At 56.4% G+C, this 13,311-nt stretch carries 13 protein-coding genes; 10 read left to right on the forward strand and 3 right to left on the reverse strand.

From position 1 onward, the window contains the following. Positions 1-45 precede the first annotated feature (45 nt). The 6 genes from ugpB to K6K13_RS00630 all read left to right on the forward strand — a co-directional run bounded on the left by ugpB (position 46) and on the right by K6K13_RS00630 (position 6,171). The gene (ugpB, locus tag K6K13_RS00605; protein WP_222159106.1) at positions 46-1,377 is read left to right on the forward strand and encodes a sn-glycerol-3-phosphate ABC transporter substrate-binding protein UgpB; all 1,332 of its coding nucleotides are present in this window, start codon (positions 46-48) and stop codon (positions 1,375-1,377) included. 96 nt (positions 1,378-1,473) lie between these two features. Then, a complete protein-coding gene (gene ugpA, locus K6K13_RS00610) occupies positions 1,474-2,355 on the forward strand; it encodes a sn-glycerol-3-phosphate ABC transporter permease UgpA (RefSeq protein WP_222159107.1) in 882 nt (293 codons plus the stop codon). A gap of 10 nt (positions 2,356-2,365) precedes the next feature. Beyond that, positions 2,366-3,211, forward strand: a complete 846-nt coding sequence (gene ugpE / locus K6K13_RS00615) for a sn-glycerol-3-phosphate ABC transporter permease UgpE (RefSeq protein WP_222159108.1) — start codon at positions 2,366-2,368, stop codon at positions 3,209-3,211. A 6-nt stretch (positions 3,212-3,217) separates the two neighbouring features. Continuing rightward, positions 3,218-4,291: a sn-glycerol-3-phosphate import ATP-binding protein UgpC gene (locus tag K6K13_RS00620; RefSeq protein ID WP_222159109.1), complete on the forward strand. Its 1,074-nt coding sequence runs from the start codon at positions 3,218-3,220 to the stop codon at positions 4,289-4,291. Then, positions 4,291-5,040, forward strand: coding sequence for a glycerophosphodiester phosphodiesterase (gene ugpQ, locus K6K13_RS00625; RefSeq protein ID WP_222159110.1), 750 nt, complete (start codon positions 4,291-4,293; stop codon positions 5,038-5,040). Before K6K13_RS00620 ends, ugpQ begins: the two co-directional genes overlap by 1 nt. 159 nt (positions 5,041-5,199) lie before the next feature. Further along, positions 5,200-6,171, forward strand: coding sequence for an AEC family transporter (locus K6K13_RS00630; protein ID WP_222160915.1), 972 nt, complete (start codon positions 5,200-5,202; stop codon positions 6,169-6,171). A 4-nt stretch (positions 6,172-6,175) separates the two neighbouring features. Here K6K13_RS00630 and K6K13_RS00635 read toward each other — a convergent pair whose 3' ends face one another. Continuing rightward, entirely contained in the window at positions 6,176-6,448 is a 273-nt protein-coding gene (locus K6K13_RS00635) for a DUF2756 domain-containing protein (protein ID WP_222159111.1), read from the reverse strand. A 135-nt stretch (positions 6,449-6,583) separates the two neighbouring features. Here K6K13_RS00635 and K6K13_RS00640 point away from each other — a divergent pair, with 135 nt between their 5' ends. Then, positions 6,584-7,048, forward strand: a complete 465-nt coding sequence (locus tag K6K13_RS00640; RefSeq protein ID WP_222159112.1) for a tRNA (cytidine(34)-2'-O)-methyltransferase — start codon at positions 6,584-6,586, stop codon at positions 7,046-7,048. 7 nt (positions 7,049-7,055) lie between these two features. On the opposite strand, the gene K6K13_RS00645 is transcribed toward K6K13_RS00640, so the two are convergent. Continuing rightward, positions 7,056-7,775, reverse strand: coding sequence for a DUF3142 domain-containing protein (locus K6K13_RS00645; RefSeq protein ID WP_222159113.1), 720 nt, complete (start codon positions 7,773-7,775; stop codon positions 7,056-7,058). Then, positions 7,745-9,910 (reverse strand): PA5441 family protein, encoded by a 2,166-nt coding sequence (locus tag K6K13_RS00650; protein ID WP_222159114.1) that lies wholly within the window; start codon positions 9,908-9,910, stop codon positions 7,745-7,747. The genes K6K13_RS00645 and K6K13_RS00650 overlap by 31 nt, the downstream gene beginning before the upstream one ends. A gap of 379 nt (positions 9,911-10,289) precedes the next feature. On the opposite strand from K6K13_RS00650, the gene K6K13_RS00655 reads away from it, so the two are divergent. Genes K6K13_RS00655 through K6K13_RS00665 form a run of 3 tightly spaced genes read left to right on the forward strand, consistent with a single transcriptional unit; the run spans position 10,290 to position 13,275 of the window. Then, positions 10,290-12,677 carry a heavy metal translocating P-type ATPase gene (locus K6K13_RS00655; RefSeq protein ID WP_222159115.1) on the forward strand — a complete coding sequence of 796 codons (2,388 nt, stop codon included), beginning with the start codon at positions 10,290-10,292 and terminating at the stop codon, positions 12,675-12,677. A gap of 57 nt (positions 12,678-12,734) precedes the next feature. Further along, entirely contained in the window at positions 12,735-12,947 is a 213-nt protein-coding gene (locus K6K13_RS00660; protein ID WP_195313109.1) for a heavy-metal-associated domain-containing protein, read from the forward strand. Next, positions 12,931-13,275, forward strand: coding sequence for a metal-sensitive transcriptional regulator (locus K6K13_RS00665; RefSeq protein WP_252120381.1), 345 nt, complete (start codon positions 12,931-12,933; stop codon positions 13,273-13,275). The genes K6K13_RS00660 and K6K13_RS00665 overlap by 17 nt, the downstream gene beginning before the upstream one ends. Positions 13,276-13,311: the final 36 nt, after the last annotated feature.

Raw genomic sequence — 13,311 nt, forward strand, 5'->3', positions numbered from 1 at the left:
CGCACCCCTTTGCACAGGTGCTCACCTTTATGGCAGGAGACAGGCATGTTTAACGCGCTTAAGACACGGACGCTGCGTAATGCGGCAGTTCTGGTGGCGCTGACGTTGGCGTATCAGGCTAACGCCAACGCAGTGACCGAGATCCCTTTCTGGCATTCGATGGAAGGCGAACTGGGGAAAACGGTGGATTCACTGGCGACGCGTTTTAACCAATCGCACCCCGATGTCAAAATTGTGCCGGTATACAAAGGCAACTACGAGCAGAGCCTGGCGGCAGGGATTGCGGCTTACCGCACCGGTAACGCGCCCGCCATCCTTCAGGTGTATGAAGTGGGCACCGCTACCATGATGGCGAGCAAGGCGATCAAACCGGTGTATCAGGTATTTAAAGATGCCGGGATCGATTTTGATGAGAGCGTGTTTGTGCCAACCGTCTCCGGTTACTACGCCGACGCGAAAACGGGGCACTTGCTGTCACAGCCGTTCAACAGCTCAACGCCGGTGCTTTATTACAACAAAGACGCTTTCCAAAAAGCCGGGCTGGACCCGGAACAACCACCGAAAACCTGGCAGCAAATGTCGGAGTACACGGCCAAGCTACGCGCAGCAGGCATGAAGTGTGGCTACGCCAGCGGCTGGCAGGGTTGGATTCAGATTGAAAACTTCAGCGCCTGGCATGCGTTGCCGATTGCCAGCAAGAACAACGGCTTCGACGGCACGGATGCGGTGCTGGAATTCAACAAGCCGACGCAAATCAAACATATCCAGCTGTTGCAGGACATGAACAAGAAAGGGGACTTCACCTACTACGGTCGCAAGGATGAGTCGACTGAGAAGTTCTACAACGGTGATTGCGCCATTACCACTGCATCGTCCGGTTCGTTGGCTAACATCCGCGCTCACGCCAAATTCAACTATGGCGTAGGAATGATGCCGTATGACGCTGAGGTGCCGAACGCGCCGCAGAACGCCATTATTGGCGGTGCCAGCCTGTGGGTGATGGGCGGCAAAGACGATGCCACTTACAAAGGCGTCGCGCAGTTTATGCAGTTCCTGGCGCAGCCGGAAATGGCCGCCGAATGGCACCAGAAGACAGGCTATTTGCCGATCACTACCGCTGCGTATGAGTTGACCAAGCAGCAGGGTTTTTATGAGAAGAACCCCGGTGCGGACATTGCGACGCGTCAGATGCTGAACAAGCCGCCGTTGGCGTTCACCAAAGGGTTGCGCTTAGGCAATATGCCGCAGATCCGTACCATCGTGGATGAAGAGCTGGAAAGCGTTTGGACCGGTAAGAAAACGCCGCAGCAAGCGTTGGATACCGCGGTTGAGCGTGGCAACGTGTTGTTGCGTCGCTTCGAGCAGTCCACCAAGTAAGGTTTCAGGCACTTTCTCGTCATTCCCGCGCAGGCGGGAATGGCGGAGGGCAACTTCTGTTGCCCTGTTTTCCCCTTCTTAGATTGAGTATGTGGCATGACCTCATCCCGCCCTGTCTTTGGCCGTAGCTGGTTGCCTTATGCGTTAGTGTTTCCCCAACTGGCTATTACGGTGATTTTCTTTATCTGGCCTGCTGGTCAGGCGCTGTTGTACTCCACGCAACGTATTGATCCCTTTGGCCTCTCTAGCGAGTTTGTCGGTCTGGAAAACTTCCGCCACCTGATGAATGACAGTTACTATCTGGACGCGTTCTATACCACACTGGTGTTCAGTTCACTGGTAACGGTGTGCGGCATGGGCGTGTCGTTACTGCTGGCGGCGTTGGTGGATTATGTGCTGCGCTGTCGCCGCCTCTACCAAACCCTGTTTATTCTGCCTTACGCGGTAGCGCCGGTGGTAGCGGCCGCACTGTGGATGTTTTTGTTCAGCCCTGGCGGATTAATCACCTATGGCTTAAGTCAGTGGGGTTATGACTGGAATCACGCCACCCACAGTGGACAGGCGATGTTTCTGGTGGTGTTGGCGTCAATCTGGAAGCAGATAAGCTATAACTTTCTGTTTTTTCTGGCTGCGTTGCAGTCCATTCCGCGCTCTCTGGTGGAAGCGGCGGCCATTGACGGCGCAGGCCCGGTGCGCCGTTTTTTCAATCTGGTGCTGCCGCTGATTTCTCCGGTTAGCTTCTTTCTGCTGGTGGTCAATCTGGTTTATGCCTTTTTCGACACCTTCCCCATCATCGATGCTGCCACGGCGGGTGGGCCGATGCAGGCCACGACTACCCTGATTTTCAAAATCTACCGTGAAGGGTTTGCCGGTCTGGATCTTTCCAGCTCTGCGGCGCAGTCGGTGGTGTTGATGCTGCTGGTGGTGGGGTTGACAGTCCTTCAGTTCCGCTTTGTGGAACGCAAGGTCAATTATTAAGGGGGCACCGATGATCGAAAATCGTCGTGGGCTGGATATCTTCAGCCACTTGATGCTGGTAGTCGGCGTACTTGCCATTCTGTTTCCGCTCTATGTCGCCGTGGTGGCGGCAACGCTGGACAATCAGGCGGTATTTCAGACGCCGATGACGCTGATCCCCGGCACGCAGCTGTGGGACAATCTGGTGTATGTCTGGCACCACGGTGCCGGTTCGAACAACGCGCCGTTCGGCAAGATGCTGTTCAACAGCGCCGTGATGGCGTTAGCCATTACCTTCGGCAAAATTACCGTCTCCATTCTCTCTGCTTACGCCATTGTCTACTTTCGTTTCCCGTGCCGCTCGCTGTTCTTCTGGATGATCTTTTTGACGCTGATGCTGCCGGTGGAGGTGCGTATCTTCCCGACGGTGGAAGTGATTGCCCATTTGAACATGACGGACAGCATGACCGGTTTGACGCTGCCGCTGATGGCGTCGGCTACCGCCACTTTTCTATTTCGGCAGTTTTTTATGACGTTACCGGATGAACTGATGGAGGCCGCGCGCATTGATGGTGCCAGCCCGATGCGTTTCTTTTTCGATATGGTGTTGCCGCTCTCGCGTACCAATCTGGCGGCGCTGTTTGTGATTACCTTTATTTACGGCTGGAACCAGTATCTCTGGCCGCTGCTGATCGTCAACGACGTCAACCTTGGCACCGCTGTGGCCGGGCTGAAAAGCATGATCGCCTCTGGCGATGTCGCCACCCAGTGGAACCATGTGATGGCGGCGATGTTGATGACGTTGTTGCCGCCGCTGTTGGTGGTGCTGTTGATGCAGCGCTGGTTTGTGCGTGGTCTGGTGGATAGTGAGAAATAAGACAATATGGCAGGTTTAAAACTTCAGGCCGTCACCAAATCCTATGACGGTAAAACACAGGTAATTCAGCCCATCGATCTGGATGTGGCAGACGGTGAGTTTGTGGTGATGGTGGGGCCTTCTGGCTGCGGGAAATCAACCTTGCTGCGCATGGTGGCCGGATTGGAACGCACCACCAGCGGTGATATTTATATCGATGGCGAACGGGTGACCGAGCGGGAACCGAAAGATCGCGGTATCGCCATGGTATTCCAGAACTACGCGTTGTACCCGCACATGAGTGTCTATGACAACATGGCCTATGGACTGAAAATCCGCGGGTTTGGTAAGGCGCAAATCCGCCAGCGTGTTGAAGATGCTGCGCGTATTCTCGAGCTTTTGCCGCTGTTACAGCGTAAACCGCGCGAGCTTTCCGGCGGACAGCGTCAGCGTGTCGCCATGGGCCGTGCTATCGTGCGCGAGCCCGCGGTATTTTTGTTCGATGAACCGCTCTCCAACCTGGATGCTAAGCTGCGTGTGCAGATGCGGCTTGAGCTCCAGCAACTGCATCAGCGCTTGCGCACCACCAGTCTGTATGTCACACACGATCAGGTGGAAGCCATGACGCTGGCAGAACGCGTGATTGTGATGAACAAAGGGATTGCCGAACAGATTGGGCCGCCGACGGAAATTTATCGCCGCCCGGCCTCGCTGTTCGTCGCCAGTTTCATCGGCTCTCCGGCCATGAACCTGTGGGCTGGGCGGATTAGCGATGACGGCACGCAGTTTATGTTCAGCGCGGAGTTTGTCTTGCCGTTACCGGTGGCAAAACCCGCGTGGGGCGGACGGGCATTGACGTTGGGCGTCAGACCGGAGCATATTCAGTTGACCACGCGTGAGGCGGGTGGCATACCGCTATTGCTGACCACCCTTGAGCTGCTGGGCGCGGATAACCTGGCGCACGGTGCATGGGGGGAACAGCGGGTAGTGGTGCGCCTTTCCCACGAGCAGTGCCCGGCGCGCGGCGACACCTTGTGGCTGGCTCTGCCAGCGCAGGCGTGGCATTTCTTTGATACTGAAAGCGGATTGCGGGTGGAATAATGGAAAAACAGTGGCCTTATCCGGCAATTGTCGCCCATCGCGGCGGCGGCGCATTGGCACCGGAGAACACGCTGGCCGCCATCGATATGGGGGCGCATCACGGGCATAAAATGATCGAATTTGATGCCAAGCTCTCTCAGGATGGCGAAATCTTTTTGCTGCATGATGATACGTTGGAGAGAACCACTAACGGCTGGGGCGTGGCGGGCGATTTGCCTTGGGATAAGCTGGTGGGGTTGGACGCGGGTGGGTGGTACAACACGCAATTTGTTGGTGAGCGCTTACCTCTGTTATCCGAGGTGGCGTCGCGCTGCAAGCAGTACGGCTTAGCGGCCAATATCGAGATCAAACCGACTACCGGGCAAGAAACCCTCACCGGTCGCATGGTCGCGCAAGCGGCGGCGCAGTTGTGGCGCGATCACCCGATTGAGCCGCTGCTCTCTTCTTTCTCCGTTGAAGCACTGGCCGCCGCACAGCTGGCGGTGCCAGCGCTGCCGCGTGGGCTGTTGCTGGATGAATGGGAAGAGGACTGGCTGCGTCTGACGCGCGATCTTGGCTGCGTTTCCATTCACCTCAACCATGAGCTGCTGGATGCGCAACGGGTGGCGCTACTGAAAGCGGCGGGACTGCGCATTTTGGTCTATACCGTGAACGCGCCAGCGCGCGCGCGTGATTTGCTGGCCTGGGGCGTTGACTGCATCTGTACAGACCGGATAGATTTAATCGGCGCGGAATTTGTCGCCGGCTAAATCCGCCCACATCCCCTGAGCGATGCTCAGGGGAGATAATAATTCGTCTAACAAGCCGGTGATGGCGCGCCTTTCCGTATGCGCGAGGTTGCCTGATGTGTCCGGACTTGTTAGTGGGCGCTTACATTAATCAGGCTATCTGGCGCTGCTGAGTGAGGCATTGAAGGATTACCCTATGCCCCCTTTGTACTCTCCTTTTGGCACCAGGTGGTGATTTCACTGCCGCTGTTTGTGTTGATTATTCTTGGCTACAGCCTGATCCGGTTTGCCAAATGGCCCACTGCGTTTACCGATGGCGTCAGTCGCTTTGTCTTCTCTGTCGCCCTGCCTGCCATGCTGTTCCGCATGATGAGTGATTTTTCCAAACGCCCCCCGGTGGATGCCCGGTTGCTGATCGCGTTTTTCGGCAGTTGCCTGATCGTGTTCGTGATTGGCCGTATCGTTGCCCGCAAGGTGTTTGATTTGGATGGCGTCTCCGGCTCGGTTTTTGCGCTGAGCGGTATTTTTTCCAATAACGTTATGCTGGGGTTGCCGCTGGCGACCACGATTCTTGGCGAAGAAGCCGTGCCTTCCGTAGCGCTGGTGTTGGTGTTTAACGGCCTGATTTTGTGGACGCTGGTCACCGTGTCGGTGGAGTGGGCGCGCAATGGCTCGCTGTCGCTGCAAGGATTTGGCAAAACGGCGGTCGGGGTGCTGAAGAACCCGCTGATTATCGGCATCTTGTCCGGCACGCTGTTCAGCCTGACCGGGTTCTCTCTGCCGGACTTTGTCGATCAGCCGGTAGGGATGTTGTCACAGGCGGCGGTGCCACTCTCGTTGATTTCACTCGGTATGGGGTTGGCGGAATACCGGGTGCGCGATGGCTGGCAAATCAGCGCGGTGGTGTGTGTGCTCAAACTGCTGGTGCAGCCTTTGGTTATCTGGGGGCTGGCGGTAATGCTTGGGCTGCCGGAAATGGAAACCCGCGTGGTGGTTCTGCTGGGCTCAATGGCGGTAGGGGTTAACCTCTACCTGATGTCGCGCCAGTTTAACGTGCTGGGCGGCCCCATTGCCGCCAGCCTGCTGCTATCGACAGCGCTGGCGGCGCTGACCACGCCGCTGATTCTGGCGCTGATGGGGGTGAGTCTGTAGCGTATCAGTAGCGGGGCTGATTTTGCTGCGTTCGCTGCTGATTTTGCTGGAGCTGACGCCGCAACTCTTGCTGTTGCTGCTCACTACGGCGCTGAATATCCTGATTCAACTGCTGTTTCTGCAACTGTTGGTTCTGCTGCATTTGCTGTTGCAGGCGTTGCTGACTGGGAATGGTGTTTTCAAGCTGTTGTTGCTGGGTGGTGAGCCTTTGTGTATTTGCCTGCGTGCCCAGCGACACCAAGGCCAGACAAACGATTGGAATCAGATAACGGGTCATGATGCGTACCTCCTGTATACAGTGTACGCGTCTGGCTGAAAAACGTCGCGGCATGTTGTCTGAATTCCTGCTTAGGGGGCAGAGGCGGCGTGTTATATACTGGCGGCCTGAAAACGCTTTTGTCGACCAATTCTCATGTTTCATATTGCGCTCTATGAGCCACAAATTGCTCCGAACACCGGTAATATCATCCGTCTGGTTGCCAATAATGGCTGCAAACTGCATCTGATTGAACCGATGGGTTTCGATCTGGATGAGAAAAAGGTGCGTCGCGCCGGGCTGGATTATCACGATCTGGCGAATGTCAGCCGCCATAAAAATTATCAGGATTTTCTGGCTGCCGTAGCCGGTCAGCGCATTTTTGCCTGTACCACCAAAGGCAGCCGTCCTTACGATCAACCGGACTATCAGCCGGGGGATGTGCTGCTGTTCGGTTCGGAGACCGCCGGATTACCGGATGCGATTCGTAACGGTTTTACACCGGAACAGCGTATTCGCATTCCCATGCAGTCGAACAATCGCAGCCTCAACCTCTCGAATGCGGTTGCCATCATCAGCTACGAAGCGTGGCGGCAAAACGGATTTGGCGGCGGCAGCTAACGCGCTGCTATTTACTGAACACGGCTCTTTCTGGCGGCGGATTGACGAGAAACACCACGTTGCCACGGTAATACGCCGAGGCGGCCAAACGACGCTGCCAGCGTTCGTCCCATTGCCCGTGCTGTACCAGGCCGAGGCGGAAGGGAATTTGCAGTTTCATCAGGGCGGGCAGATATTCCGCATAGCGCGTCACCGTCGATCGGCCCTGATAAGTTTGTACCACCAATTCATCGATAACGCCGCCCAGCCGGTTAAGCGTGCCGACATCCCCGGTTTTGGCCCAGTCTAACAGACCGGTGACGCTGAGCTGTGTATCGGCGGGTAAACGCTGGCGTAGGGTTTGCAGAAATTTCACGTAGCGAGCCAACTGGTAGCTACGGGCATCAAAATCGATCTGGATACCGTTCACCTGGTTACCCAATGCGCGCCAGCGCGCCTGCGCTTTCAGCATCCGGTTCAGATGTTTATCCGAAAGATCCAACATGGTAATGCGGTAGGAGAGCCACAGGTTGTCTACCCGCAGCGTGCTGGCCGGTAATCCTTGACGTAAAAACACGGTTTTCCCCTGACGGCGGGCGATTTCACCCTGATGCAGCACCGGTTGTGGTTTGACGGCCGCCCATAACCAGAAATCCTGATAATGGGCGGCGTTGACGCGTTCAGCATGGGCGAGGTTCGTGAACAGAACGCAGGCGACTACCAATAATATTTGAGCTGCGTGGCCCATTGGCTGCCTTTGAATTCAGTTTTTAACTGGGTGAACCAGGCTTTGCGCGTTGCCTTGCTGATCTCTTGTGTGCCGCAATCGTTCATGCCACTGGGTGCATAGCAGTAGATGGCGCGATAAAGCGCGTAGCTTTTGTCTTCCGGCGGCGCCTGCGGATCGGCAATCACTTTCAGGTAGGCATCCAACCGGGAATAGGCTTTCCCGTTGAATTGGCTGGGTGTGTTGGTTAAGGCTTCCAACTGATTGCTCTCACCCCAATCGAACCCAACTTCATTGCCCGTACGGAAAAAGAATTCCCCCAGACAATTGGTGGCGTGAGCGTCATTCGGCCGTTTATTTAACGTGGATACCACCGTGGTCAGCGCCGGGCATTGATACCCCTCTTCGGTATCGCTGCCATCCCAGGTGAACGCGGTGAGGTCTTCCATATTCCAACTGGCGTTTTCTGCGCTTTTCAACGGCGCAATGGTGCGTAACAGCTCGCTGTCTTTGAGATAGGCCGCATAGTCACGGTGTACCAGCGATTGGGTCAGCAGCGTGTGCAGTGCCACGGCGCGTTCTTCATGGGTCTGTTGTTCGCCGGTTTGTTGGCGCAGCAGGTCGGCATTGGCAGCGCTTTTCAGCACCGCTGAGCGAAAACGCAGATTTTTAACCGGGCTGTCAGGTGCAAAAATAGCCTCGGGGTGGCCTGCTTTGACCAGCGTTTCTGCCAGCGACAGTTGCAGATACTGCTGCTGCGTTTCGTTGGTTTTCAACGTCAGCAGGTGCCGCCAGTGCGTTTCTGCCGCTTGCCAGCCGTGTTCGGCCTCCAGCGCCAAACCGCGCAGTACCTGGAGGCTGAAATGGGTGGTGTCCGTCAGATCCTTGCCCGTTTCTTCGGGAATCAACGCCAGCGTGGCCACCGCATCCCGCTGCTGATAATAGTGGAAGGCGGCGTGCAGGTAGCGATACTGCTGCTGCATACCGGCATCGTCAAACATCGCCTGCTGGGCGATCAGTTCGGCTTCTGACAACGCAGGCCACTGCATCCAGCCTTTATCACTGCGCAGCCGTTTCAGATCTTGCACCAGCATCAGCAACGGTGCGTCTGGCGTCTGAATAAAGCTGCTGCTTTCCAGCAATTTATTGTCGATTTCGTTATTGATGGTCTGCAACGCATCCAGATCTTTCTGCGCGGCAATCACGCGCTGATAGCGTGCCGACAAGGCATTTTCATCGCCGATCACCCAGTAGGCGCGTCGATAAAGGCCACGGGCAGAATCGGCATAGCGGCCCTTCGGGTAGGCTTGCAGATAGGCGTCAATACGTTCGACCGCGCGACGACCTTGCTCTTTGTCCGCCTTATCGACATTGAACATGTTGTATTCATCCAGCGCATTTTCCATGGCTTGATTCAGCGAGACGCGAATCAACATGTAGCGTGCGGTTTCGGCCACCCACGGCTGGTTGGCCGTGGTGAGCGATTGAAAGCCACTGTTGGCCTGTTCAAACAGGCCCTGATAAAAGGCCACCGCGTTAATCAAATACTGCTTGAGCTCTCCGACATGGCCATCCGCAGGCAGCGTCGCGAGATCGCGGGTCATGGTGGCTAAGGTGGTAGCGGAAGAGAGCATGTTGATACGGGCTTGTGCCAACGCGATGCGCTGTGGTTCGGTGAGTTGGGTATCTGCCAGCAGTACATCAAAAAAGGCTTCGACTGCGCTGATATCGTTGGAAATGTGACGGCCTTCGTTCTCTTCCGGCGCCAGCGTATCCATCTGCGCTTGCACCTCGGGAGGAAGGTTTAGCTGTTTGGCTTTGGCTGCCAGCGGTGAGGGTTGATTCAGACTGTCTGCCGTGGTGTCGTCCTCGCTGCTCTCACTGGCCGTCAGCCCCATAACGCGATAGGCGGTAAACGGGTTCACACGGGTTCGTGTCTGATCGGGCAATGGCTGTGGCAGTGGAAGGGCCAAATGGTGGCGGCTGCTTTGCAGCAGGATCAGATTGACGCGGGTGTCGTTATTGGGCTCCAGATAAGGCAGCGCCGCAATGCCGCATTCGGCATCGGAAAATCCGCATACATCATCACCTGAACTTAACGCTTGGCCGCTGAAAAGAAGTGCAAGTGCGCCAGCCAATAAGGAAACACCTTTCATTATCACTTCCTGTTTGACGGACAAGGAGCAACGCGGTCGCACCACACGTTACTCAAACTGACTGCCCTGATAAATAGCGGGAAATACCGCTCACTCTACTGAAGGAGCAGCAAAACACAACAGGCAGATGACTGAAATTCGAGTCACGACAGGCTTCTGTGTTCTGTGATGGTTTGCCTCTGTCCGCTGGCGTGATGGGACTGAACGTACCGCCTTCCTGCAACTCGAATTATTTAGGGTATAAACATATTTAGCACTATTTCGCTAACAATATACCCGTATGGGGTATATTGTTAGCGAAATCAGGGGGAGTGTTATCCCCTCACCGACAAGGCTGATATCGACGCCTTTTAACGGAAAGTCTAAGGATAACAACGAAATGACTAATGCTAGCGATCCTCTCTCATTGCACCTTCCCATTAGCTGCATGTCCTGCGCGGCCTGTGCAGTACGCCTTGAGCGTGTGTTGAACCGCTTGCCGGGGGTGGAAGCCAACGTTAATTTCGCCAGCGAGCGTGCGCGTGTCCGGCTGCAAGGGGAAAGCAGTACGGTGCAGGATGTGGTCGCGGCGATTCATAAAGTCGGTTTTGACGTGGTGGAGCAGAATCTCACGTTGGAACTCTCTGGCATGAGCAGCGAGCGCTGTGCCGAACGTATTCAGGCGGCACTCGAAGCCCTGCCGGATGTACATGCGACGGTACTGTTTGCCAGCAGCCGAGCCAGTGTGCGCTATCGTCCCGGCGTGGTTAGCCCGGAACAGATGGTGCGCGCGATTGAGCAAGGTGGCTTTCAGGCTCATGTGGTCGAGGGCGGCCAGCGCGGTGAGGAACGCGAACGGCGCGAACGTGCCTGGCAGCGCGAACGCCGCGAGTTTCTGATTGCGGCTGTGCTCACTGTGCCGCTGATGGCGGAAATGGTCGGGATGTTTTTCGGCAGTGGGCATCTGCTGCCCGGTTGGCTGCAAGCCTTGTTGGCCACGCCGGTGCAGTTCTGGAGCGGACGTCATTTCTACCGCCGCGCCTGGAGCGCATTACGCAGCGGCACTTCCAACATGGACGTCCTAGTCACACTGGGGACCAGCGTAGCCTATCTGTTCAGTCTGTTTACATTACTGACCACGCCGCACGGTCACCTCTATTTTGAAGCCAGCGCCGCGATCATTACGCTGGTGCTGTTGGGTAAGCTGCTGGAAAGCAGAGCGAAAACCAAAACCGGTGCCGCCATTGAAGGCTTGCTCAACCTGCAACCGCCCATCGCCCATGTGGAAATGGACGGTGAGATTGTGGATCGCGATGTGGCCAGTCTGCACAGTGGCGATATCTTTGTGGTGCGTCCCGGTGAGAGTATTCCTGTCGACGGCGTCATTCTTGATGGTCTCTCAGAGGTCAATGAATCGATGCTCACCGGTGAAAGTGTGCCAGTGGTGAAAGCGGTGGGTGCCGAGGTGTTTGGTGCGACGCTAAATCAAAGCGGCATGCTGCGCGTCAAAGCCACCGGTGTGGGGAGCAATACGGCACTGGCACGCATTATTCGCATGGTAGAAGATGCACAGGGTTCTAAAGCAGCGGTACAGCGTCTGGCGGATAAAATTTCATCGGTGTTTGTGCCGGTGGTGGTTGCCATCGCGCTGCTGACCTGGTTGACACACTGGTTTATCAGCGGGGATTTGGCCTCCAGTTTGGTGAGTGCGGTGGCGGTGTTGGTGATTGCCTGTCCTTGTGCACTCGGGTTGGCGACGCCGACGGCGATAATGGTGGGTACCGGGCAGGGGGCGCGTGCCGGTATCTTGTTCCGCAATGCCAATGCGTTAGAGCAAGTACAGCGCTTGCAAGTGCTGGTGTTGGATAAAACGGGCACCATCACGGAAGGTAAACCTTCGGTCAGCGACGTACTGCCAGACGCTGCGGTGGCCGACGCCGAGTTGCTGCGTGTCGCGCTTTCTCTGGAACAGCATTCTGAGCACCCGCTCGGACAAGCGCTGGTACAGCATGCGCGGGATGCCGGTGTGGAAGCCGTCGAGGTGAGTGCGTTTCAGGCGGTGATTGGCCGGGGAGTAAAAGGTGACGTCGCCGGTGAAACCTGGCTGTTGGGGTCACCGCGTTTTCTGGATGAAAATGACATCGCGCTCGATCAGGCGCAGATTGCCACACTGGAAGCACAGGGAAAAACGGTGATTGCTGTGGCGCGCGCTGGCCTTCTGCTGGGGTACATTGCGCTGGCAGATAAGGTGCGCGACGATGCACGCACTGCGATCGCCGACCTGCAACATCAAGGCATCGAGGTCATGATGTTGACGGGAGACAATCCCCGTGCCGCGGCGGTAATCGCCAAACAGGTGGGGATCACCAACGTGGTGGCTCAGGTGTTGCCGGAACACAAGGCGGCGGAGATACAGCGCCTTCAGGCCAGTGGACGCTGTGTCGGTATGGTGGGCGACGGTATCAATGATGCGCCTGCATTGGCGGCGGCGGATGTGGGCTTCGCCATTGGCGCGGGCTCGGACATTGCGCTGGATACGGCGGATGTGGTGCTGATGCGTAACCGTCTTGATAGCCTGCTGGATGCCATCAGCCTGTCGCGTGCGACGCTTGGCAAGGTGAAACAGAATCTGTTTTTTGCGTTTTTCTACAACGTGCTGGGCATTCCGCTGGCGGCGTTGTCGTTACTGAATCCGGTTATTGCCGGGAGTGCCATGGCGCTCAGTTCGATTTCAGTGCTGAGCAATTCACTGCTGTTACGTCATTGGAAACCGACCCGGCGCGACTGATATTCTGAGCCTTCCGGCTCCGCCCGGTGTCACACAATGTGAAATGGAGAGTATTTTATGTCCTATGCTACAATCAACGTCCAAGGTATGTCCTGCGGCGGCTGCGCCAGTAAGGTCAAGAACGCGCTGGAAGCGCTCAATGGGGTTCAGGGTGTGCAGGTCACGCTGGAAACCGGTCTGGTAAACGTGGAGTACAATGAGACAGAAAAAGCCAACCCAGACGTCTTCCGCGACACTGTCGAAGGACTCGGCTTTGACGTCGTCGCGTAAATGCGAGTTTTGTGCCGCTGCCACGGAAGCGGCCAATTCTGCCGATGAACCGGGCGTTCGCCGTGTGGTTCAGCCGCGTAAGAAAGCGCTGCTCAACCGGCTCAACCGGATCAACGGTCAGGTGAACGGCATCGGTCAGATGATCGAGCAAGACCGTTATTGCGTTGATATCCTTAACCAGATTTCTGCGGCGCGTTCCGCCCTTAACGCTGTCGCCAACCAATTGCTGGCCGATCACACCAACGGTTGCGTGCGTAAGGCGGTATTGGACGATGGCGGGGAAGACGCGATAGCAGAACTGCTGCAAGTCATTCAGCGTATGCGCTAGCGGGGCGGCGCATACGCGCCGCACCCCAGGTCGTTG

Source organism: Symbiopectobacterium purcellii, from assembly GCF_019797845.1.
GTDB classification, from domain to species: domain Bacteria; phylum Pseudomonadota; class Gammaproteobacteria; order Enterobacterales; family Enterobacteriaceae; genus Symbiopectobacterium; species Symbiopectobacterium purcellii.

Bases quoted from the DNA above. Each gene is read 5' to 3' on its own strand.
- K6K13_RS00635 (WP_222159111.1), bottom strand. From the start codon at position 6,448: ATGACCCGTTATCTGATTCCAATCGTTTGTCTGGCCTTGGTGTCGCTG.
- ugpB (WP_222159106.1), top strand. From the start codon at position 46: ATGTTTAACGCGCTTAAGACACGGACGCTGCGTAATGCGGCAGTTCTG.
- K6K13_RS00660 (WP_195313109.1), top strand. From the start codon at position 12,735: ATGTCCTATGCTACAATCAACGTCCAAGGTATGTCCTGCGGCGGCTGC.
- K6K13_RS00655 (WP_222159115.1), top strand. From the start codon at position 10,290: ATGACTAATGCTAGCGATCCTCTCTCATTGCACCTTCCCATTAGCTGC.
- ugpE (WP_222159108.1), top strand. From the start codon at position 2,366: ATGATCGAAAATCGTCGTGGGCTGGATATCTTCAGCCACTTGATGCTG.
- K6K13_RS00645 (WP_222159113.1), bottom strand. From the start codon at position 7,775: ATGGGCCACGCAGCTCAAATATTATTGGTAGTCGCCTGCGTTCTGTTC.
- ugpA (WP_222159107.1), top strand. From the start codon at position 1,474: ATGACCTCATCCCGCCCTGTCTTTGGCCGTAGCTGGTTGCCTTATGCG.
- K6K13_RS00650 (WP_222159114.1), bottom strand. From the start codon at position 9,910: ATGAAAGGTGTTTCCTTATTGGCTGGCGCACTTGCACTTCTTTTCAGC.
- ugpQ (WP_222159110.1), top strand. From the start codon at position 4,291: ATGGAAAAACAGTGGCCTTATCCGGCAATTGTCGCCCATCGCGGCGGC.
- K6K13_RS00620 (WP_222159109.1), top strand. From the start codon at position 3,218: ATGGCAGGTTTAAAACTTCAGGCCGTCACCAAATCCTATGACGGTAAA.
- K6K13_RS00640 (WP_222159112.1), top strand. From the start codon at position 6,584: ATGTTTCATATTGCGCTCTATGAGCCACAAATTGCTCCGAACACCGGT.